The following is a 22,001-nucleotide window of genomic DNA, read 5'->3' as shown; positions in this document are numbered from 1 at the left end:
TTGTTACATTCCGATGACTCTCGCCAATATGGAGTTGGCTTCTTTTATATCATTTGTGCCGTGAACAAGGGCTCTTCCATCGTTAAATATGACGATTCTGAATGTCTCGTATTGTACATGCAGCAAATAATCATTCGCATCCACTTTTCCGATGCCCGAAAGTTTTTTCATGAGTTCCTCTTTAGGCAGCCGTTTTAACATATCGCTGCGAATTTGGACGGTCTCTCTTCCGCACAGAACGTCGGCTTTTTTTTGGCTCATGTTGCTGAGGAAAGGAAAAACCGGCGTTTCTCCGCACGAAGGACATGTCTCATTGCGGCCGATCTCCATTCGAAAGTGGGTGTTCGCCCATAAATCAAACGTGACAAAAGCGGTTTCAAGCGCATCTTGGTTGTCCGTTAAGATTTTTAGAATTTCAGCTTGCTGATAAGCCGACACCATTTGAACGGCCGGCGAAATAATCCCCGACGTGTCGCATGTAGCCCCGCCAATCGGAACATCTTCAAACAGGCAGGCAAGGCACGGCGTTTTTTTAGGAATAATCGTCATATACATGCCCTGACTGCTGACACAAGCGCCATAAACCCACGGAGTGCCCGTCTCTTGGGCAAGGTCATTGATGATCATGCGGGTCTCAAAGTTATCCGTTGCATCGATGACAGCATCCGCTTCTTTGATCAGCGGTCTGAGTGTTTCCACGGTGCCGTCGGCAACATATGTACGAAGCTTAACATCGCGATTGATCTGGGAAAGACGTTCTTTTGCGGCTGCCGCTTTCGGAAGCCTTTCCTCCGCGTCTTTCTCTGTATAGAGCTGCTGCCTTTGCAGGTTGCTCCATTCCACATAATCGCGGTCTATAATAGACAGTGTACCGATGCCTGCGCGCACAAGCCCCTCGGCAGCCGACGTGCCGAGCGCCCCGGCTCCGACGATCAAAACATGGCTCTGCCTGATTCTGTCCTGACCCGCCTGTCCGATGTTTTGATATCTGATTTGTCTTGAATACCGTTCATGCATCAGGATGATCCCCTTTACTTCCTTTTCTATATCATATCATTTTTCCGTCCGCTGTTTTTTGAAAAACACTTTCCGAAAAACCCTTGCAATCTATAATAAAATATTTCATCCCGGAAAGAACGGTTCTATTTTATCTAAATCCGACTTTTTATTGACATTTATAAATTCCCACGGCTCTGCCCCGACCCTATCAGCTTCAATATACTTGACGCGGATGCGGTCGAGGAAACTGCTGATCTTCAGCTCGTTCTGCTGAAGCTGTTCGAGGAGGACGGATTTCACCCTTCTGCTGTAGACAGCAACAAGCGGCTGCGCCCTTCCGTCTGCGACCGGCACGACGGCGTCATCCGCCGGGGTCATCTGCCGTTTTAAAGCCGATATGGTCTCCTGCCGGACAAGCGGGGTATCACAGGCCGAAAAAATATAGCATTCCCCTTCCGCCCGAACCATGGCTGTGTACATACCTGCAAGCGGCCCTCTCCCACTGAACGGTTCGATATCTTCCAGCACCGCTTTTTCCCCGAGTTCTTTAAACCGCTCCGTCAGCCCCGGACGGCTCAATATCAGGACATCGCCTCCCAGCGCATGTTTGCACCATTGATAAAGCGGCTTGCCTTGCCAGCGGGCAAACGCTTTCGGTTCCCCAAAACGGCGTGAAAGGCCCCCCGATAATATGACATGTATTTCTTTCATGCAGCTCAACCTTCCTTCGCGTGTTTCTGCCTGCGAACATCATAGCAAAATTTTAGAAATCCGAACAAGTCTGTAAAATCTCTTTTTCAAAAGGCATGCCGTGTTTCATTTATGCATATTGTAGTTGTAACATTAATAGGGGGCTGGTCACCATGAAAAAAACAACGGGTTCGCTGCCTTATTTTCATGATTTATCACAGGAAAACCTTTTTTTAAAAGCGGAGCTGGCAAGGTCACATCAATTGATCCACGAGCTTGAAGCAAGCTATTTTCATCAAAAAAATCATAAGCTCAGCCAGGAAAACGCAGCGCTGAAGCAGCAGCTTCAGCAGCTGTCAATCGAACTGGAGCGGATTTCGGCAAACAAGGAAGACGAGTCGGCCGAAACGCTCAACCGGATAAAAAGCGAACTGCTGGGTAAAATCGTTGTTCTTCAGGAGCTCCTTCAAAAAGAAACCTATGCAAGAAAACAAGAGATAGAAGAAAAGCACCGCCTTCATTTAACAAATGTAAAAGCCGAAGAAGAGAAAAAAAGCTTACATAGCCAAATAGAATATGAAAAGCTTCATGCGGAAAAAGAAAAAACGCTGAGGGAAAAAAAGGAGCATGAGCTCGAAAACGCTGCACACGAAAATGCCCGCCTGAAAGACGAACTTCATGCTAAAGGTCTTCAGCTCAAACAAATCGAAACAGATGTTGCGGTATTAAAAGAGCGGGTGACAGAAACGAAAAACCGCCTTTTGGAGGCTGAAAAAACAAAAGAAGCGCTGTTTTACGAAACGATTTTATCCTATAAAAGGCAGCTCGATGAAAGTGATAAGTGGATCGCTTCTCATTTTGCCGATATTGATACATCTCAGCAGACGGAGAAGGCGCTTGAACAAAACGAAGAGCTTTTTGAACGGTCAGAGCAGATCGAGGCGGTACTTCAAACAGTTACGGAGCAAGTCGATCAGCTCCAACAGCAATTGAGCGTCATCAAACAAAATGACACGAAAATGGATCAGAAAATAACTGAATGGAAAAAGCAGACGAAAGAAGAAACAACCCCGCAAAAATGGGTCTATCAAATTAAACGCAAAGACAAAGAAACAAAACCTTTAAATTGAATACCACTTTAAGGAATAATTTGGATTTTATAAAAAACCGCTTGAGTCGATTGTCTCAAGCAGTTGATTAGGGCGGCGGCGTATATAGCGGCCGCCTTGGTGTTCCTCAAAATGGAAACGCTATCTGGAAAAGCAAGGGTTTGACTATTGCTGCTCTGTCTCGGTAGAAATCTCACCCTCTAATATATATTGACCGCGGTATGGTTTTTTGACTTCCGGGTACATTTTAATCAGGCTTTGCATAAAGGTTGTCATATTAGGGATCTCAAGTCCGCTCTCTTTTTCGATTTCTTTTTGAAGTTCGGAGCTTTTGATGGCCGCATTATGGCGTTTTAATGTTTTAATCGCCGCTTCACGCAGTTTTGCAGCTTTTGAGCCTGGACGTGCTGTACCCCTTCTACGCCTTGTCGTTCCATCTGGAATTCCGGCAGGCAGTGAGGAGGTTTGCGGAGAAGTCTGCTGCTGGTTCTTTTGAGATGCTTGCGGCTGCTGCTGTTGTTGCTGATAGCTCTTCATCTCCTGCGCAGCTAATTCAGCTAAAACAGGGAGAGATTCCGTTTTACGCTCCGGGCGAAAATCTTTTTTTGTATCATTAAAGCTGGATGGACGATCCAATTCACGCAGCTTTGCATATATATTATCCCGCTCAATTTGATACTCCCTAATCACCTTAACCTCAGCCTCATTCAGCTGCTCCAATCTTAAACGCAATGCTTCCCTCTCGTTAAACATACCGTTTATACCCTCCTATCAGAATAAATAAACCTTCCAATAAAAATATTAGATTACCAAACTAATTTTATCAACTATTTTTTCGTTTTTCTACTGTTGCTTTCCGTTAAGAAAATAGAACTAAATTTCCGGAAAACTTGAAGCCTGAGGAGTTTTCGAAGCATTTCGGCCTACTCTAAACCCATTGTCGAAAAATGGTAAATAATGAAGGAACATAGAAAATTACTTTTCAACGAAACATAATTTAGGAATAGACTCTACTGTTTAATCGTGATGGAAAGTGTGAAATATCAATGATTAATCCGGCTTATAAATCCAGAATATTCAAAATTGCCAGATTTCACTTGTCGAATTCGCAGTTTGTTGTGTACAGGGAAAGTCAGAAATACTCCTGAAACAAAAACAGGACATAAGACTCATCAAGTAAAATAAACAGTGTCTAATGATCCATTTGTCGAAAGGGGCGGATAGAGGAAATTTTTTTGCTTTTTTTGCAATGAGGAGCCGAATAAACAAAAAACCCCATGAAAACGGGGCTTTTCATCTTTATTCAGCAGACTGTTCTGTTTCGGCAAGAACACGGTTTACACGTTTTTCGAGCATTTTCATCCCGCTTCCTCCAGCTTGAAAATGGCGAAGCTGGCCTGTTTTATCAAAAACGTAATAAGCCGGAACATATTCATTTTCGAAAGCGTCAGTCAGCTTATGGTCGCTGTCAACAAAAACAGGCTGAGTAATATCATGTTCAGCGGCAACCTCTTTGATTTTATTCAAGTCTAAATCGTCTTCTGAACGCGGCATATGCACGGCCACCACGTTTAGTTTATCGCTGTAGCGGTCGCGGAACTCATTGACTTGCGGCATCGCCTCTTTGCACAAGTGGCAGCTGATCGACCAAAAATGAATTAATGTCGGCTTTTCTCCGATAAGCTGCTCTTTTGTCACTTCTCCGTTTAACCACTCTTTTGCGCCGGTCAGTTCCGGCATCGGCTGGCGTAATTTCATGATTTTTCCTCCATTGTCATTTTTGTCGATTAAAAAGGTCTAACAAATGTTAGACCTTTCCAATCTGATTTCTAATTTGAGAATAAAAATTAAAGAGTTGCTTGACCCGGTTTCCAGTTTGCAGGGCAAAGACCGCCTGTTTGCAGCGCTTGAAGCACGCGCAATGTTTCGTCTACATCACGGCCGATGTTGTTATGGAACACTGTTTGATATTGAAGTTCGCCTTCCGGATTAATGATGAACAATCCGCGAAGCGCCACACCTTCTTCTTCAATCAGTACGCCGTATTCACGGGATACTTCATGGTTTGTGTCGGCAGCAAGCGGGTATTTCAGCTGGCCGAGACCATTTTCTTTGCGGTCTGTGTTAATCCATGCCAAGTGAGTGTGGATGGTGTCAGTTGAAACGCCGATTACTTCTGCATCAAGGTCTTCAAACTCGTCATAGCGGTCAGACATTGCTGTAATTTCTGTCGGGCACACGAAAGTAAAGTCCATAGGATAGAAGAATAGAACCGTCCACTTATCATTCTTCATGTTTTCTTCAAGGCTTACTTTTCCAAATTCTTTGTTTGCAAGAACCGCTTCCATTTCAAAGCGCGGCGCTTGTTTACCTACCATGCGTTCTGCCATTTTATGTATCCCTCCAATTGTGATTTTTGGGTTCTGCTACCCATATCAAAATGAGAATTTAAATATTAAATTCTCATTTAGTTAATAACATCACATACATAATTCATTATAATACTTACCATATTTTTAGTCAATATTAATTGATAATAAATTTAAATTAGCGGTTGTTCTTTTTTTAAGCCTTTAAAAAAAGTGTAACATGCCTCCGGATGATGAAACAACCGTTTAACACCCGACAGCCGTTTTTTTGGAAAAACAAGTTAAAACCGAAGCTGGAACTTCGGTTTTATGTTTATTACTGAAGTTTTTGCTCAACCTGCTGACAGATTTCATCGGCAGTTAAACCAGTCGCCTGAATGACAGATGCTCCGGTCATCGTATCTGAAATCCCTAGCATGTCAGTGTCCAGACCAGTGACAACACAGCAGTCGCAGCCTTTTGCATCGTCTTCGGTTTTCATCGTTACAACCTCATACCCTTTTTCCTTCAAAGCAGCCTCGACATCAGAAAGAGATTGTTCGATTCCGATTTTTTTCGACATGAAGAAACACCTCCACCAATTAAGATGCCACGTTTGCTGATTTTTTATACCAGCCGCTTGTTCTAATTGGCTTTGGAAGAGAAATAAGCCGTCATAACGCGGACTGCCGTCTCAAGCGCTTCCTCTTTCGGCTGCAGTTTGGCATGGTGGAGTCCGTAAGGTGAATCGACGCCGAGCCAAAACATGAAGCCCGGATACTTTTTCAGCATATAGCCGAAGTCCTCTCCTGTCATCGCTTCTTTTGAACGGATGACCTCTGCAAGGCCGCTTTCAGAAACGAACTGCATAAAGTCTTCAACTAAACCGCTTGAATTATAGACCTGATAATATGCTGCCGGATAGCTGACTTTACCGCTGCATTGATAAGCCGTTTCCAGGCCGCTCACCATCGCCTCGATCCTTTTCTTCACCTGTTCCATTGACGCTGGGGACAGTGTCCTGATCGTCCCTTCAAGCCTTGCTTGCTGAGCGATAATGTTTTGTGCCGATCCGCCTGTAATCGTCCCTATGGTAATGACAGCACTGTCCAGCGGATCGACATTCCTGGCTACGATCGACTGCATTTGCGTAACGAGCGAACTGGCGGCGACCACCATATCTTCTGCAAGGTGGGGATATGCGGCATGCCCGCCCTTTCCTTCAAGTTCGATTACAAGCTCTGACGTATTGGCAAAGAGCAGCCCGCTTTTCGTTCCGATCGTTCCGACCGGGAGCTCAGGCGCGATGTGCAGCGCTGTGATCATGCTCGGCTCCCACTTTTTAAACAAATCGCTTTCAAGCATCGGTTCAGCGCCGCCCGGCCCTTCTTCAGCAGGCTGGAACAAAAACAACAGATCTTGTTTAACCGGGTTGCGGACGAAATGATCGATGATGCCGAGGGCAATCGTCATATGGAAATCATGCCCGCACGCATGCATCCTGTTCTGATGTACGGAAGAAAAAGAATATCCGGTATCTTCCCGAATCGAGAGCCCGTCCATATCCGCCCTGTAAGCCAAAATCTGTTCAGGGGCTGTCCCTTTAACCTTTACAAACAGTCCGGTTCTCCACTTTTCGATTTCAATCCGGTCTTCCGGATGCTTTAGTAAGTGGTTCAAAAGATAAGCCTGTGTCTTATATTCCTGAAAACCGAGTTCAGGAATTTGGTGCAGATCTCTGCGAATCGCTGCTAATTCGTCCAATTTCATCTTTCTAACCTCCCCGGCGATACGAAAATGCGTGGATTGTCACATCCACGCACTTTTCGCCGCCGCTTCTTAAAGCTGACGCAATTCCTGTTTGATTTCTGTTTTGCCTTTTGTTTTTTCATCGATGTCTTTGATTTTTTTCGCAGGCGTTCCGGCAACTACTGTGTAAGGTGCCACATCTTCCACAACGATTGCGCCGGCAGCAACGACGGCTCCTTTTCCGACAGTCACGCCTTCAAGTACGACGGCGTTTGCACCGATGACGACATCGTCTTCAATAACGACAGGTTTTGCTGAAGGGGGCTCAATGACACCGGCAAGCACGGAACCCGCTCCAATGTGGCAGTTTTTGCCGACGGTAGCTCGTCCGCCCAGCACGACATTCATATCGATCATCGTTCCTTCGCCGATTACAGAGCCGATGTTGATGGAAGCTCCCATCATGATGACGGCGTTGTCGCCGATTTCCACTTGATCGCGGATGATCGCACCCGGCTCGATTCGCGCTTTAATATTTTTCAAATCGAGCGTTGGGATCGCCGAATTGCGGCGGTCGTTTTCGACAACATAGTCTTCAATTTTACCTTTGTTTGCTTCGAGCGCAGCTTGAATCTCCGCCCATTCACCGAATACTACCCCAGTATGCCCTGTAATAAAAGGCTTGGCTGAAGCGCCGAAGTCAATTCCTTCAAGGTCGCCTTTCACATACACTTTAACAGGTGTTGATTTCTTACTATTTTGAATAAATGAGATAATCTCATTTGCATCCATCATTTTCATTATGTAAGTCCTCCTTCTCTTTTTCTCCTCATTACTGTATCAAAGGAAAGATTTAAAAACAAGAAAAAAAGGAAAGGGGGCGTCCCGTTTCCTTTTTTAGCAAATGTCATGCCGGCACTTCACATTTCTTTGCAAAATCCCTGCCGAATTGAAGCAGCATGTCTTCTTCTTCATCTTCCGGATTCATTTCGATTTTGACGGACGGAAGCACCGTGTCTCCGCCAAGCTCTTTGATTTTGTCCTCAAGTATGTCGACGGCACCGCAAAAATGCTCGTAAGAAGTATCTCCGGACCCGAAAACGGCAAACATCTTATCTGTGAAATCCATCCCTTCCATATCATCGTAAATATCCAAAAACTCATCCGGGAGATCCCCGTCGCCCCATGTATAAGCGCCAAATATCATATACTGATAATCGTTAAAGAGCGCCGCATCTACATCCATCGCTTCATGGCGGTCAACTTCGGCCCCGCCCTCAAGAAGGCCTTTCTCGATTAAATCGGCCATTGCTTCTGTATTTCCAGACATGCTTGCATAAACCAGCAAAACTTTCCCCATCGTTATTCCTCCTATAAAACGCTATAAAATCAGTGGGCTGCAGCAGGCTGTTCATAAGGCCTGACAAATTTGCATTCATAAAGACCCGCGCAAAAGAAGTTCTCCTTTTGATTGGCGACTCTGAATCCATGCCCTTTAATCGTGTCAAACCATTTCAGCTCTCTTTCAAAGAAATCAAGCCGGTAGATTCTTGAAAATCTGTCTCGGTCTTGAGCCGATGTGACATAGATGATTCCGTTGTCTTCGGACACATCCAGGAATGATTCTTCATTCTCAACTAGGCCCTGCCTGATTTGTATTTCATCATTCGTATGGATGTTGACCAAATTGACGGCACCGTGATTTCCTTTTTTGGATCCCATCGCACAAACCAGCCATTCGCCTTCAAATGCGATCATCGAGGCGGTCATGCGGCCGGTTTCTTTTTTGATCAAACAAGCCGATTCTGCTGCCAAATCGTATGCCCAAACACCACCGTGCACTTCATGAATCTGCGTTCCGATGTAAAGGCGCTCCTCATGGAGGCACAGAGAGCGGATAACGGGCGGATGACTCAAACCGGAAAACGGCTTGACGATTTTCCATGAGACGCCGAAATCCTCTGATATGTAAATGCAATGCTTCCCATGGGCACAAACAAAGCCGTCCGTTCTCCCTGTGATCGACCAAATCGTGGCGTTTGTCGGAAAGCTTGAGATTGACCAGGTTGCTCCTTGGTCAGACGATCTGATAATCGTTCCCCTCTCCCCTGCGCCGAATAAATAATCGCCGATATAGGTGATGGAACATATTTTGCTTTTTAATTGAAAGAGCTTTGTCCAGCCTTGCTCAAGTGAGTAGTGAAAAATCCCTTCCCGCTTGATGGCGACAAAGTAACCGGAATGCTTTGCCGAAGCGACGGCCGTCGCACCTTTATGAAACATGGGTCTCAGCCTGCCGTTTTTCGTGTTCTGCCCATCTTATAAAACCTTCGGCAAATTCCTTGCAGCACTCGGCATCTTCATCCGTTTCGGGGGCAAGTTCTATTTTCAAGGTCTCTCGATAAAGGTCGGCGCCGGTTCGTTCTAGCATGCTGTAAAACGTGTTGACCGCTTCGCAAAAGCGGGGGTATGCATAGTCGCCGGATCCGAAGCATGCCGCTTTCTTTCCTTTAAGGTCAAGCGAAGAGACCTCGTCGTAAAACGATTCCGCTTCATAAGGAAGATCCCCGTCTCCCCATGTGTAGGTGCCGATTAAAAGAAGATCGTATTCAGCCAATGAGTCGGCATCGACATCATCCATTTCCTGAATTGCGACATCAAAACCGTTCTCCTTCAATGTATCTTTGATGATCATCGCGATATCCTCCGTGTTGCCGGACATGCTGGCATATGCAATTAATGCTTTAGACAACAGAATCACCTCTGAAATTGATAATGATTTTCATTATTATATAGATACACTTTAAATGATAATGATTATCAATGTCAATAAATCGCACAAAAAAAGCAGCCCTCTTTTTTGAGTCCTGCCTTTCTGATGTTTATTCAGTTGCCGTACATTCTTTCACAACCTCTACAAACGCCTGTACTTGCTTCAGTTGGAAAGCCGGCTCATAACCGAGCAGCCACGTATCTCTGCCGATTGCTTTTCCTTTAGCGTCAAGCAGCGGGATTTGATGAACATGGCTCCCGCTTCCGTGAAGCGTCACAGATGGAAGGATCGCATAGCCGATTCCGTGGAAAGCCATCTGTTTGCATGTTTCAATTTGGTCGACAATAATGGTCTGCTTTGGCGACGTTTTAAACTTTTGATGCCACCAGTGCTGAATTTCCTGATAGTACGTGCTGTCGCTTTTGAACTGGATGAACGGCCGTTCCGTTTTGGCAATGTCCTCAATGTTACGGATCTCTGTATCGACAAGGTACAATTCGTCCCGCATCAAGTAATGCTTCGGTCCTTTCCATTCCGGGTTTCCTCTGATAATGCCGACATGAACATGGTCTTCGTAGAGGCTTTTCAGCATTTCGCTGCTCCATCCGGTCACGAGCGAAATTTTCACGTTTGGATATTGTTTGACATAGGTTTTCAGAACGTTGGGAAGCCAATGCTGCCCAATGATCGAAGCGGCCGCCAATTTGAGCGTACCGTGAATCTCGCCCTCCAACTCATCGATATTCTCTCTCACTTTTTCCTGTTCCAATGTCACATCTTTTGCGAACTGGATGATTTTTTCTCCGGCAGACGTAACCGTCAGCCCTTTTTGCGATCTCAAAAAAATTTTCGTTCCCCATGATTTCTCAATGGTCTGCAGGCGTTGGGACAAAGCCGGCTGGGAAACAAACAGGCGTTCAGCCGCTTTCCGCATATTTAATTCTTCCGCCAGAACGACAAGCATGTGGAGCTCTTGAAGCTGCATGGACATTCCTCATTCCAATAAGTTTTTCTTATCATACATTTAATCAAACGGCTGTTTTTTAATCAAGCGGAAAGTCAGGCTTCGGAGAATGTGCGGAGGGTTTGGTGGAGCGCTGCAAATAAAAAATAGGCCGCTGCCGCGCCTATTTATTCAACGTTCTCAAATGCTTATTCAGCTGTTTTAACACGACACGCCTTGTAAAAATGCCTTCGAAAACCTGCTCTTCATTTTCGATACATACAAACGCGTTGTTGATGACCAGTCCGAATCCTTTTAAGATCGGGTCGTCAATTTTCAAGCGTGGGATGTCTGTCAGCATGACTTCTTCAACATGAATCTTGTCAAGCTTCTCAAATTCGATTCGTTCCAAGCCGAAGATTTTATCCATGATCATATTCGTTCCGATTAATCCGTGCAAACGGAAAGAAGCATCAAGTACAGGGATCGCGGTATATCCGGTTTTGGTCAACACGAGAAGGGCATGTTCCAGATTATTTCCGACTTGAACATGGGCTACTTTATCAGCATCGATCATAAACTGACCTACTGTCGTTTCAAGAAGTTCATCTGATTGCATACTAATCATGATTTTTCGACTCCTTTTCAGCTTTAATCCATCAACGCATCTTTTCCCTATACTACAATAATATAAACGATATCAATATTTGTCGAAAACTTTCCTTTCTTCCAAGGTCAGTTTATCATTCCATATCCTTTTAGGAAACAAAAAAGATACTCTAATGAGTATCAATTGATATAATCTGACCTAATTTTCAGACCGGACACGGTCGTATAAGGTAACCAGTTTTTTATATGTCAGGCTATCCACATTTTTTGTACCCGTTTCTATATCATTGATCTCACTGCTTAGTAGCTCTACGGCATACTCATGGTCCAAAAGTACGTTCAGCAACAGTTTTCTCTCTTCTTCTGAAAAGCGTTCCATTCTTAACCAGCCCCCTAATTGATTTAGCTAGAGTCAGAAACAATATGTTCTCTCTAGTTTCTATAGGGCTAGAATATGAAATTGCAATTCAAACGTCAACCGCACATTTCGACATCTGTTCGATTTTCTTTCAAACAATTATTTTGTGTACCGGTTTGCATAGCTTGAAGCTGTATAGGAGTCAGGTTTAATTTTGGCACAGATTCCCATGGAGGTGATCCGGCCCGTCATTTCCTGGATTAAATCCTTTGTCATTCCTTTTTTTCCGATATCCAAATGAACTTCAAGGGTTAAATCTGCTCCCTCGTCTGTAAACGGAAGAAGCAGATCCATAATTTCATTAAAGTAATCATTTAAAAGATATGCGGCAATCTCTTGGCTGTAAGCTGTTTCAAGCGATATTTTCTCCCTGAGGCTATGTATCGGTCTGTTGACAACCGTGTTTTTCAGACAGCCCCACGCTCCTTTGCCCTTGCGGTGCAAATGGATAGCCGTGATAAACTTTGTGCAGTTCTGATGGATTTGCGAGTCTGTTCCGACGGACAGCAGATAGCTTGCCCGCGGATCTTGGCGTATGAACGCCTTCAGTCTCCCGATCACTTCAGGAAATGTCATTTGATCTTCAGAAAGATTATAAAAAAGAAAAGAATCAGCCATTGGAATGCCCCTTTTCATTTTTGATCTGCACCGAAGATGGAACGATTCGTCTGTCTGCTATCCTTTTTTGGTCGGTATATTTTTCAAGCTGAACCCGCAGCTGTCACATCTGTAAATTACATTCTGATTGGACTGGGCTGTCAGCACTTGATCCATATGCTCGGTTGTTTTGCAATTCGGACAAATAACGCTTGGAAAAGCTTTCATGCCATATCCTCCTATTGCTGAAGCAGTTCAAAGATTTCGATTGAAATCATATCGATGTTGTCAAACGGAAATGTGGTAGGCTTATCGCCTTTTTGATAAACTGTCAGCTCAAATGTTTGGTTTTTTTCAAAATATTTTACGCTGCAAATTTTTTCTCCGTTTACTTCAAAATTGCGCTGCGTCGGTTCTCCGGCAGCCTCCGCAGTCTCCTGCAGGCTCTGCAGTCTCGTGATGATACCCATTAATTGTGACATTCTAAAAAAGACTCCTTTCAAAAAAACAACTTCAGGATCAACAAGTATTAATTATAATACAAGTTCTACACGCATCATACCACAAAGTATCAGCCGATGACATTTTTCCTTTCTGATCATGAAAAAGAAAAACCGCTTTTCATAGTTTGAGTTTTCTTTTTTCATGTCATACATGAAAAATATTTTTTTGACTGCAGAGGAGCCTATTTTAACCACCAATTTAGATTTATGGGGCAACAGGATTGTCTTATTCCTGTCCCACACCTAAAGCCCAAAAATCCCGCAGCCATTTGCAATGCAGGATTCCACGCAAATAAAAAACTTGGCGGGGGCAGCGCCAAGTTTTTTAAAATCTTGATCTGATAGAGGGGTTGGGGAACAGAGAGGTTCATCTCTCTATAATTAAATGATAATGATTATCAGTATCATTGTCAATGAATTTTTTAAAAATTCTTTTTCTAGCTGAAAAGTTCGGCCAATGTCCAGTTAACATCGATGACAAACAGCGGGAATACAGCGTGGTCTTCTTTCTTGTTATCCGCAAAATTCGAGTTTGTTTCTTTCTCGTCCGGTTGTTCGGCCATCATGTCTTCTCCAGCCGGTTTTGTATCAGATTGGCCGATAGCCGTTACTTTGAAGCTGCCGCCGATATTCTTCAGCGTCACCGTCTGATAATTTTTTTGATATGAAACAGGACCGCCGTCTTGATCTCCAACACATTCATATACGGTATAGCTTCCGTCTTTCACCGCCACTTTTGTGTTTTCATCATAGCTGAAGAAAGGGATTGCCACTTCCGGCGCGTCTGTCCCGTAAAAAATCCACCCCGCTTGTTCGGGAAAGGCGTTCGCCTCCACGTACTTCGCTGCCATGGCGTGTTCCATATAAGGTTCCAAGAGGGATATCATGTCTTTTTTCGTTCTTTCCTTTTCGGTCAGCTGAAAATGGACGTCGGATACGGATTGAAGGGTCTCAAATAACGACGCTCTTGTCGGTTTTTCTCCGGCTTCGGCAAAATCCGCACAGAGGAATACAAAAGCCGCAGTCAATAGTCCGCACAGTAAGGATGACCAAACGTTCTTCATATGATCCGCCCCTTTTTTAGCATATATATTCACATTTTCCTTTATATACGCAAAACAAACCTCTCGGGATTCATTTTTTCGAAAAGAAAAAGCGGCGAAAGGCCGCCGCTTAAATTAATCCGTCTTGTTCGTATAAATATGAGTAGGACAGGTCAATGAACAGATACAATTCTTCATCCATCGGATAGGAAAATGTTCTGATCATTTCCCCCGTTTCGATATCGCTGTACAAATCGCTGAAAAACCCTTTTCTCATCGTTCTCATCCTCATGATATTCTCGAGAAAATAAGGGCGCCAGCTCCAGTTTTTGCCGATGTACTCAGGCTGAAATATCCATGCTCCATCATGTTTAAACACGTTTTTCGTCAGCTGAATCCCGTCTTCATCGCACATGTAAATTCTAAAGCTGCAATCGGTCAGTTCTTTTCCGAGATTGAAGAGAAACTCATCGTCTGACTGAGCTATTTTCTTTAGCGATGTGACAAGCTGATGAATCCGTTTGTAAAACTGCTCGGAGTGGTCGTACAAAATGGTTAGCTTCTTCTTCTCATGTGTGATAAATTGGTGAAACTCGGCATGCAGCCGGTCCTTTAATACATTCCGTTCGATAAATTCATCCTTCGGCAGTTCAAGATACTGCCCCTGAAAATACCGGCCTCCGTTTCTCCATGCGTATTGCAGCTGAAAGCTCGCCTCAATATCCTCGTAAAGCAATGCGGCGCCGATTTTTCTGGCAAGGAGCGATATGCTGTAAAGCACATATTCATAGGATGGCGAAGGAGAAGACAGCTTGAGCGGCTGAAGGTCGATCTTTAACAGATCAGGGGAAAGAAGAGCGATTCTGTCGAGGTTGCTGCTTTCCTTTCCGATATTATCAACAGCGACTTTAATTCCGTATGTACGGTAGTAGGTCAGCAAATGATGCAGCTGTTCAATATCCCCTTCAAACTTTTGCTCCGTGATTTCGATAACGAAACGGTTGAGCTCGAGCCCTTTATCCTGATATTCCATCAACAGGTCGAGGAACGATTCACCGTGATCCATCATCAGCACATTTGCATCTTGATTGACGAAGATGAGCAGGTCGCGCCCGCTCTCCAAAAAATGATCAAGCGCCTGGCGGATCACCTTGAGATCAACCTCTTTCTTGTATTCTTCAGGAATTGTCGGATCAGAAAAAAACGGCCCGAGACTCTTCACTTCAGATTCTACCTTGATACGCCCCAGCACTTCATAGCCGATCACCTTTTGTTCTTCAGCACTGAAGATCGGCTGATAGTATGGAATAACATCTTCAATGTTCGTTAAAATATCGAGTGGATCCAACATGGCATATCACCTGCTTCTAATCTTTGTCTGATTATACCATACCGGCCCGCACCTTTGAATTTGAAATCTTAAAACGGACGGGGATTCAGCCATTGGCCGCCGTCCATCGTCACACACTCCCCGTTGACATATCCCGCCTGTTCAGAAAGCAAAAATGCGGCGAGTCCCGCGATTTCTTCAGGGGTTCCCAGCCTGTTGAGCGGAACGCTTTTGATTGTCGCGTGCGCGGCTTCTTCCGATTCAAACAATTTTTCGGCACCGCCCGTCCTCTCGATCGGACCGGGCGCGATGGCATTGCATCTGATCCCGTATGCACTTCCCCACTCGACTGCAAGCGTCCTCGTCAGCGACAGGACACCTGCTTTTGCCGCCGCGGAATGAACGACACCGGCACCCGCGCCCCATGCATATGTCGCGACCATATTTAAAATCTGGCCGCGTTTTTTTTCCTTGATCCAGTAGCGGCCGGCTGCCTGGCTGCAATAAAATGTGCCGTTCAGCACGATATCGATGACCGCCTTCCAGCCGTTGACCGACAGTTTTTCAGCAGGGCAGATAAAGTTCCCTGCGGCATTGTTAACCAAAGCGTCGATCGTACCAAAGCGTCCTGCCGTCTCTGTGATCATCTGTTCCACATCTTCAACAGACCTGACATCCATCCGGCATATAGCCACCTGCCCCGTAAATGTTTCAATTTCTTCTTTGGCCGCTTCAAGCGTTTCTTGCGTTCTGCCTGTAATCATCACATTCCAGCCTTCTTCGGCTTGCTTTTTGGCGATCGCTTTTCCCATTCCGCTCGACCCGCCGGTCACGATTACAACTTTTCTGTCCATATCCATCCCCCTTGTTTATGAATGAGCATTCATTCAATTCATAGTTTATCATATAAGTTAAAAAAAATTAACAAAACACGCGGACTGTCCTAAAATGGCTTTTCTGGATGATATAATGTAGAGATTCTATTAAAGGTTGGTTGCTTATGAAAAATCCGTCCAGAAGACAATTTTTAAAAGGCTTCTTAGGCCTTGCTGCAGCAGGGCTCTTTACCGCTGCCGGCGGCTTGGGCTATGCGCGCTATCTCGAGCCGCACATGCTTGAAACAAACTTGATTCCCATTCGGCATCGTCTCATTCCTAAAGGGTTTGACCAGTTTCGGATCGTTCAATTCAGCGACACCCACTTAAGCGAATACTTTACAGCAGACGAGCTTTCAAATGTTGTCAGCCAAGTGAACGCCCTTTCCCCGGACCTTATCGTATTCAGCGGGGATTTAATAGATAAACCGCATCGCTACCGGGAACACGAGCATGCTGTCAACGCCTTAAAAAAGCTTTCAGCCCCCTATGGAAAGCTTGCCATATTCGGAAACCATGATCACGGCGGCTATGGAACAAAAGTCTATCAGACGCTCATGGCATCGGCCGGTTTTCAGGTGCTGCGAAACGACTTCATGAAGCTTGAATTGATAGACGGAAGCGTAATAGAGATCGCGTCACTCGATGATTTGATGCTCGGCAGCCCCGACTATGAAGGCATCCTGTCAAAACTGAGTAAAAAAGCCTTCTCGATTTTGCTCGTCCATGAGCCAGACGCTGCTTTAACGGCAAAACAATACCCCGTCAATTTGCAAATATCCGGACACACCCACGGCGGACAAATTCAGATTCCCGTATTTGGTCCTTTAATCACGCCTCCGTACGGAGAAATTTATACGGAAGGGATGTATGAAACAGCTGGAATGAAAATCTATGTCAATCGAGGAATCGGCACGACCAGGCTGCCGCTCCGCTTTTTGTCAAAGCCTGAAATCACCGTGTTTCAGCTTGAATCCACTTAATCCTTAACCGGCCTTTTGGCTCAAAATGAAAGGCATCTGCATACATTAAGTAAAAGCATTCCCGCTCATTTTATCCAATCCTCATTAAAAAAACGAAACTTCCCCAGCCTCTTTCCGTCTATATATTAGCAGCGGAAAAGGCTCTCTTTTCGTTTTGAAAAGGAGATGTGCAGATTATTGCTGATGTACCAAGTAAAACCTGGAGAAACTCTGGAAAGCATCGCCGCCGATTTCAGAATGACCCGGCAGTCATTGCTGCAGGCGAATCCGGGCTTAAACGGCGGCCAAGTGTCCGCAGGCCAATCGATTATCATTCCCGGCATTAGAAACCCGGACACAATCCCTTACCGGATTGTCGTGTCTCTCAGCGGGAGAACGCTCAGATTATATGAGCAAAACAGACTTGTAAAAACATATCCGATTGCCGTCGGAAAAATCCTTACACAGACGCCGAGAGGCGAATTTGTCATCGTCAACCGGCAGCCAAATCCAGGCGGCCCGTTCGGCGCCTACTGGCTGAGCCTCTCAAAACAGCACTACGGCATCCATGGCACGAATAACCCGGCGTCAATTGGCAAAGCTGTTTCAAGGGGATGTATCCGCATGCACAATCAGGATGTTCTGGAACTTGCTTCTATCGTACCCAACGGAACCCGAGTGTCCATTACACCTTAGACCAGTACATTTCCAGACAAATGCAATTTGAACAATACAACATCTTGTATTAAGATATAATGGGACCTTTAGGGTAAGGAGCGTATATATGGATCTTTTTAAAAATCGTAATTTCGTCCGACTTTTTTTCGCAGCTTTCGCTTCTCAAATGGGAACGACAGTCGGAAACATGGCTTTCGCTTTTTTCTTGCTCGACCGGTTCAGCAGCCAGCCGGCCTACACGACAATCGCCGAGCTGATGTATTCCTTGCCGACGGTTTTTGTATTCTTTATCGTCGGGGTGGTCGCTGACCGTTTTGACCGCAAGAAAGTCGCGGAAAACTGTGATTGGATCAGAGCGGGATTGACTGTCGTTCTTTTCTTTGTACTGTATCTTCAGATCATACCGCTTGTGTTTTTAGTTCTATTTATTAGAAGCGCGGTTACAAAATTTTTCTACCCGGCCGAAGCAAGTTTGGTCCAGGCCATTTTAAGAAAGGATCAGTATGCAAAGGCAGCCGGACTGAACCAGATGCTTTTCAGCCTGTTTCTATTGTTCGGCGTAGGAATTGGAGCTTTTATGTACAAGACGATCGGCCTGCATGGTGCTATCGCTCTTGATTTTGTGAGCTTTATCGTATCCGGCTTTTTAATCCGTTCCTGCGATATTCCGCTTGAAGCGCGGCAGCCGAACGGGCAAAAAGGCTGGAAAAACATGACCGTCAAAGATTCGATGCACGATTTTAAGGAAGGCATCGTTTATATATTAAAAAATAAATTGCTTGCCTCTCTCGTATTCGGATATTTTATCTTCGGACTTGTCAGCGGGGGACTTTCGGTTCTGCCGATGTTTAAAATGAAGTATGAGCTGTCCCCTGACAGTTATGAGTGGCACACATCCCTCTTTACAATCGTACTGGGTATCGGACTTTTGATAGGGATTGCCGTCGCCGCTCTGCTTGAAAAAAAAGTGAAACCGGCATACATGATGTCAGTCCCGATTTTTATTGCGGGTGCCTTTATCATTTTGCTTGGCTTTACAGATCAATTGCCCGTATATTACTCGGCTGCGTTTCTTGCCGGAATATGCATCGGACCGATCAACACAGCGCTTGGCGGCTGGATTCCCAAAATCGTCCACCCAAGGCTGATGGGAAGAGTCAGCGGGTGGACCGATCCGCTGACAATGATGGCGCAATCCTCAGCGCTTGGCGTGATCGCTGTTTTATTCCCGGGAATCATCGCCGATGTGGATTATATATATTACGGTTTGGCGGGCATTATTCTGCTGGCGGCGATGTACTATTTTATCGTCCTGCCTAAATTAAGCGCCGAGAACGCGGAAATCGACGTTCAAGCGGCGCTGAAGAGACAAAAAAATACAAAAGCAAAAATGAACTCTGTTTTATAAAGATGAAAACGCGCGATTCCTTAAAAAATCGCGCGTTTTTTCTATGAGATATTTGCATTTTCTGTTCTATTTCGTATAATTTAGACATAAGCCTTGCAACTTTAGGAGGTGATCTAGAAACGAATGGATAGGAGAGAAAAAATGGACGACCATAATCATACGAAAGAATTAAAACCGACAGTTGAAAACCTTTCAAAAGCGATTTATACAGTTAATCGCCATGCAAAAACCGCGACTAATCCCAAATACCTGTATCTTCTGAAAAAGAAAGCTTTGCAAAAGCTGCTTAATGAAGGAAAGGGTAAAAAGGTAGGCCTTCACTTTTCGAAAAATCCAAGATTCAGCCAGCAGCAGTCAGATGTGCTGATTTCTCTCGGAGACTACTTTTTTCACATGCCTCCAACAAAAGAAGACTTCGCAAGCCTTCCACACTTAGGTACATTAAATCATTCGTATCGGAACCCTAAAGCTCATATGTCCTTGAATATAGCGAAACAGCTTCTTCAAAACTACACGGGAATTAAGGAAAAACCGCTCGTCACAAACCGGAAGCGCCCTGCCTCAAAGCCCGTCTTCAAGAAGCTTGGCGAAAGCTATTTTTAATAAAAAAAGCCTCAAAAAGAGGCTTTTTTTAGTTCTTGAAAATATATTTATCAAGCTTTTCGATCAGTTCGTTGAGCTCTGGCTTGCTGATTTGTTCGTCAGCTCCGACTTGTTCCCCTTTATGGCGAAGATCGTCTGTAATCAAAGAAGAGAAAATCAAGATCGGCAGCTCCGAACTCAGCGGGTTATCTTTTAACAGCTTTGTGAGCCGGTGTCCATCCATCTGCGGCATTTCAATATCCGTGATCATGAGATCGACTTTTTCGTGAAGGGCTGTGCCGTCTTCCATCAATTGAAGCACATGTTCGTAAGCCTCTTTTCCGTTTTCAAAAGACACGATGTTGTTATACCCTGCTTCATTCAGCTTTTCCACCAAAAGCCGCAAGAGGAGCGGAGAGTCTTCGACAATCATCAGCTTTTTGTCAGTCCGTCTCTGATCAAATTTTTCATCTTTCATTTGATAAGGGTCCGTACCTGACTCAGACTCAAGATCAAAAATGATTTTTTCGTAATCAGGCAGGAAAATCATTGTGCCGTCGAGCTTAATGATGCCGGTAAGGTGACGGTCCATTCCTTGATTTAAAGCGGTCGGCTTCTCGATTTCTTCCCACGACACCCGGTGAATCTGCGAAACCGATCCAGTGTGAAAGACGATTTTCCGCTTGTTGAATTCCGTCACAATGTATTTTTCTTGATGCTCGTCCTCACCGTGTTCGACGCCGAAGAAAGAGAATAAATCAATGACGGGAAGAATTTCCCCGCGCAATGTGATCATGCCCTCCATATGCTTGTGCGAATGAGGCACTTTCGTAATGTCAACCGGCTGAATGATTTCTCTGACTTTCATGACATTTATGCCGAAAATGTTGAGACCAACTTCGAACTTCACGATTTCTAATTCATTGGTTCCCGAACTTAATAAAATTTCCTGTTGGTTTGAAGACACTGATATCCCTCTCTATCCTACTTTGTGTTTACTTTTTATATCGGCGTCTTTTGTTAAAAGTTGATGCTCTGGGTTAAGCTTTTGCCTTAACATTTTGATGAATGATCAGGCCGATCGCTGCCAATAACACTAAAGATCCGAAAGCCATTCTGCTGGCCATGTTCCCTAAATCCCTGAACAGCAAAGTAATCGATCCGTACAGGACCGGACCGAAAATGGAAGAGATTTTCCCCGACAAAGCAAACAATCCGAAAAATTCGCCTCTTTTATGCTCGGGCGTCAGTTCGATAATCAGTGTCCTTGATGCGACCCATGTGCCTCCAAGCGAGATACCGAAAAGGCTTCCCGCAATCCAAAACAAGACTGTTGACGTCGTGCATGCTCCAATCGTCAAAGCGGTGATCATAATGGCGGCGACAAGACTGACTGCGTGTTTAGCACCGATCTTTTTTGTGACAAAGCCGAGCAAAAATGAACCGATGATGCTTGAGACCGTTGAAACAAGGTAAAGTAATACAAATTGACCGGTCGTAAAACCGATGACCGTTTTTGAATAAACCGCCATCATGGCTATTGCTGTAGCAAGCGCATCATTCAGGAAAAAGTAGGCGATCATGAACAAGAAGACCGGTTTGTACAGGCGAATGTCCTTGAACGTCTGCACGATTTCCCTGTATCCGCTGAAAAACGATTTTTTTTCTTTCGGTTCCGGTTTTCTTTTCTCTTTCGTGAAGAGCAAATACGGAAGTGAAAAAAGTAAAAACAAGAGAGCCGACGGGATGAAAGCACGGTGAAAATCCTGGTTCCCGACCAGAAGGTAAACCGTTAAGCCAGCCAAAGTACCGATATATCCGATCGCAATCCCGAATCCTGATAAGAGAGGAATTTCTTCTTTTGTACCCAAATCAGCCAAAATCGTATCATAAAACACCAAGCTTGAATGATAGAAAAACTTTGCGGTCACAAACATGACAACAACAAGGATCAAAGATAACGGAAGCCCGTATATGTCCTTCTGAAACGAAGCGCCCGCAAAAACCCCCATTAAGATGGTGCACAAAACACAAATCATCGTAAACAGACCGATGTATTTTTTCTTTCTGCCCGTCCGGTCAATCAACACCCCGAATAAAGGCGTGAAAATGACGAGCAGGAAGCTTGCGGCTGCGTTCGAATAGGAGATAAAAGTGCTTGCCACCTGATTCATGCTGGCGTTTTCGCCGACTGCCTCCTGCAAATAAAAAGGAAAAAAGATCGTCACAATGTTTGATGAAAAAATCGTGTTTGCAAAATCGTATAACGCCCAAGATAGAATCGGCAACGTCAAAAAGAGCTTGATTCCTGTTCTTTGCGCCCGCTTTACAGCTTGTTCACGTTCCGGCTGAGTATCCATCTGGATTGATGCCTCCTTATTTTTA

The 22,001-nt window shown here is 44.7% G+C and carries 27 protein-coding genes; 5 read left to right on the top strand and 22 right to left on the bottom strand.

What is annotated here, in order from left to right; all coding sequences use genetic code 11:
- Positions 1–3: 3 nt before the first annotated feature.
- Positions 4–1,017, bottom strand: a complete 1,014-nt coding sequence (locus tag LQ247_RS10325) for a molybdopterin-synthase adenylyltransferase MoeB (protein WP_101560810.1) — start codon at positions 1,015–1,017, stop codon at positions 4–6.
- Between the two features lie 105 nt (positions 1,018–1,122).
- Positions 1,123–1,710, bottom strand: a complete 588-nt coding sequence (mobA, locus tag LQ247_RS10320; protein WP_023857285.1) for a molybdenum cofactor guanylyltransferase — start codon at positions 1,708–1,710, stop codon at positions 1,123–1,125.
- A gap of 152 nt (positions 1,711–1,862) precedes the next feature.
- On the opposite strand from mobA, the gene LQ247_RS10315 reads away from it, so the two are divergent.
- Positions 1,863–2,819 carry a sporulation protein gene (locus tag LQ247_RS10315; RefSeq protein WP_023857286.1) on the top strand — a complete coding sequence of 319 codons (957 nt, stop codon included), beginning with the start codon at positions 1,863–1,865 and terminating at the stop codon, positions 2,817–2,819.
- A gap of 144 nt (positions 2,820–2,963) precedes the next feature.
- Here LQ247_RS10315 and rok read toward each other — a convergent pair whose 3' ends face one another.
- From rok to fadH, 18 genes are all read right to left on the bottom strand, one after another.
- The gene (gene rok / locus LQ247_RS10310; protein ID WP_020451209.1) at positions 2,964–3,551 is read right to left on the bottom strand and encodes a transcriptional regulator Rok; all 588 of its coding nucleotides are present in this window, start codon (positions 3,549–3,551) and stop codon (positions 2,964–2,966) included.
- Positions 3,552–4,097: 546 nt separating this feature from the next.
- Entirely contained in the window at positions 4,098–4,556 is a 459-nt protein-coding gene (locus LQ247_RS10305; RefSeq protein WP_020451208.1) for a redoxin domain-containing protein, read from the bottom strand.
- Positions 4,557–4,645: 89 nt separating this feature from the next.
- Positions 4,646–5,188 (bottom strand): biofilm-specific peroxidase AhpA, encoded by a 543-nt coding sequence (gene ahpA, locus LQ247_RS10300; protein WP_020451207.1) that lies wholly within the window; start codon positions 5,186–5,188, stop codon positions 4,646–4,648.
- A gap of 295 nt (positions 5,189–5,483) precedes the next feature.
- Positions 5,484–5,729 (bottom strand): YkuS family protein, encoded by a 246-nt coding sequence (locus LQ247_RS10295; protein WP_003181323.1) that lies wholly within the window; start codon positions 5,727–5,729, stop codon positions 5,484–5,486.
- Positions 5,730–5,791: 62 nt separating this feature from the next.
- A complete protein-coding gene (locus LQ247_RS10290; RefSeq protein ID WP_231006025.1) occupies positions 5,792–6,916 on the bottom strand; it encodes an N-acetyldiaminopimelate deacetylase in 1,125 nt (374 codons plus the stop codon).
- Between the two features lie 69 nt (positions 6,917–6,985).
- On the bottom strand, positions 6,986–7,696 hold the full coding sequence (gene dapD, locus LQ247_RS10285) for a 2,3,4,5-tetrahydropyridine-2,6-dicarboxylate N-acetyltransferase (protein ID WP_065644039.1): 711 nt from the start codon (positions 7,694–7,696) through the stop codon (positions 6,986–6,988).
- A gap of 106 nt (positions 7,697–7,802) precedes the next feature.
- Positions 7,803–8,255 carry a flavodoxin gene (locus LQ247_RS10280; RefSeq protein ID WP_020451204.1) on the bottom strand — a complete coding sequence of 151 codons (453 nt, stop codon included), beginning with the start codon at positions 8,253–8,255 and terminating at the stop codon, positions 7,803–7,805.
- Positions 8,256–8,284: 29 nt separating this feature from the next.
- Positions 8,285–9,178 (bottom strand): WD40/YVTN/BNR-like repeat-containing protein, encoded by an 894-nt coding sequence (locus LQ247_RS10275; RefSeq protein WP_231006024.1) that lies wholly within the window; start codon positions 9,176–9,178, stop codon positions 8,285–8,287.
- Positions 9,168–9,647 carry a flavodoxin gene (locus LQ247_RS10270; protein ID WP_020451202.1) on the bottom strand — a complete coding sequence of 160 codons (480 nt, stop codon included), beginning with the start codon at positions 9,645–9,647 and terminating at the stop codon, positions 9,168–9,170. Before LQ247_RS10270 ends, LQ247_RS10275 begins: the two co-directional genes overlap by 11 nt.
- 130 nt (positions 9,648–9,777) lie before the next feature.
- Positions 9,778–10,653, bottom strand: coding sequence for a LysR family transcriptional regulator (locus LQ247_RS10265; RefSeq protein WP_023857289.1), 876 nt, complete (start codon positions 10,651–10,653; stop codon positions 9,778–9,780).
- Positions 10,654–10,795: 142 nt separating this feature from the next.
- The gene (gene cbpB / locus LQ247_RS10260; RefSeq protein ID WP_144497595.1) at positions 10,796–11,239 is read right to left on the bottom strand and encodes a cyclic-di-AMP-binding protein CbpB; all 444 of its coding nucleotides are present in this window, start codon (positions 11,237–11,239) and stop codon (positions 10,796–10,798) included.
- Between the two features lie 180 nt (positions 11,240–11,419).
- A complete protein-coding gene (gene abbA / locus LQ247_RS10255) occupies positions 11,420–11,599 on the bottom strand; it encodes an antirepressor AbbA (protein ID WP_003181305.1) in 180 nt (59 codons plus the stop codon).
- A gap of 138 nt (positions 11,600–11,737) precedes the next feature.
- Positions 11,738–12,256 carry a ribonuclease H-like YkuK family protein gene (locus LQ247_RS10250; protein WP_020451199.1) on the bottom strand — a complete coding sequence of 173 codons (519 nt, stop codon included), beginning with the start codon at positions 12,254–12,256 and terminating at the stop codon, positions 11,738–11,740.
- A gap of 57 nt (positions 12,257–12,313) precedes the next feature.
- Entirely contained in the window at positions 12,314–12,463 is a 150-nt protein-coding gene (locus LQ247_RS10245; RefSeq protein ID WP_020451198.1) for a hypothetical protein, read from the bottom strand.
- Between the two features lie 11 nt (positions 12,464–12,474).
- Positions 12,475–12,717 carry a YkuJ family protein gene (locus LQ247_RS10240; protein ID WP_003181299.1) on the bottom strand — a complete coding sequence of 81 codons (243 nt, stop codon included), beginning with the start codon at positions 12,715–12,717 and terminating at the stop codon, positions 12,475–12,477.
- Positions 12,718–13,175: 458 nt separating this feature from the next.
- Positions 13,176–13,802 carry a DUF3993 domain-containing protein gene (locus LQ247_RS10235; protein WP_231006022.1) on the bottom strand — a complete coding sequence of 209 codons (627 nt, stop codon included), beginning with the start codon at positions 13,800–13,802 and terminating at the stop codon, positions 13,176–13,178.
- Positions 13,803–13,911: 109 nt separating this feature from the next.
- Entirely contained in the window at positions 13,912–15,132 is a 1,221-nt protein-coding gene (locus LQ247_RS10230) for an EAL domain-containing protein (RefSeq protein ID WP_231006019.1), read from the bottom strand.
- Positions 15,133–15,200: 68 nt separating this feature from the next.
- On the bottom strand, positions 15,201–15,965 hold the full coding sequence (gene fadH / locus LQ247_RS10225; protein WP_095290373.1) for a 2,4-dienoyl-CoA reductase: 765 nt from the start codon (positions 15,963–15,965) through the stop codon (positions 15,201–15,203).
- 146 nt (positions 15,966–16,111) lie between these two features.
- On the opposite strand from fadH, the gene LQ247_RS10220 reads away from it, so the two are divergent.
- The 4 genes from LQ247_RS10220 to LQ247_RS10205 all read left to right on the top strand — a co-directional run bounded on the left by LQ247_RS10220 (position 16,112) and on the right by LQ247_RS10205 (position 19,637).
- Positions 16,112–16,969: a metallophosphoesterase gene (locus LQ247_RS10220; RefSeq protein WP_023857290.1), complete on the top strand. Its 858-nt coding sequence runs from the start codon at positions 16,112–16,114 to the stop codon at positions 16,967–16,969.
- Between the two features lie 177 nt (positions 16,970–17,146).
- Positions 17,147–17,644 carry a L,D-transpeptidase family protein gene (locus LQ247_RS10215; protein ID WP_224066986.1) on the top strand — a complete coding sequence of 166 codons (498 nt, stop codon included), beginning with the start codon at positions 17,147–17,149 and terminating at the stop codon, positions 17,642–17,644.
- Between the two features lie 88 nt (positions 17,645–17,732).
- Complete coding sequence (locus LQ247_RS10210) at positions 17,733–19,034, top strand: MFS transporter (RefSeq protein WP_231006017.1); 1,302 nt, start codon at positions 17,733–17,735, stop codon at positions 19,032–19,034.
- Between the two features lie 141 nt (positions 19,035–19,175).
- On the top strand, positions 19,176–19,637 hold the full coding sequence (locus tag LQ247_RS10205; RefSeq protein WP_020451191.1) for a YkyB family protein: 462 nt from the start codon (positions 19,176–19,178) through the stop codon (positions 19,635–19,637).
- Positions 19,638–19,665: 28 nt separating this feature from the next.
- Here LQ247_RS10205 and LQ247_RS10200 read toward each other — a convergent pair whose 3' ends face one another.
- Together LQ247_RS10200 and LQ247_RS10195 are read right to left on the bottom strand one after the other, a co-directional pair.
- Positions 19,666–20,583: a chemotaxis protein gene (locus LQ247_RS10200; RefSeq protein WP_020451190.1), complete on the bottom strand. Its 918-nt coding sequence runs from the start codon at positions 20,581–20,583 to the stop codon at positions 19,666–19,668.
- A gap of 73 nt (positions 20,584–20,656) precedes the next feature.
- Positions 20,657–21,976 carry an MFS transporter gene (locus LQ247_RS10195; protein WP_020451189.1) on the bottom strand — a complete coding sequence of 440 codons (1,320 nt, stop codon included), beginning with the start codon at positions 21,974–21,976 and terminating at the stop codon, positions 20,657–20,659.
- Between the last annotated feature and the right edge of the window lie 25 nt (positions 21,977–22,001).

It is taken from the genome of Bacillus sp. BS3(2021) (assembly GCF_021043345.1).
Classification (GTDB): Bacteria; Bacillota; Bacilli; order Bacillales; family Bacillaceae; genus Bacillus; species Bacillus paralicheniformis.
The sequence above is the reverse complement of the archived record's forward strand: the minus strand, read 5'-3'. Positions and strand labels throughout refer to the sequence as shown.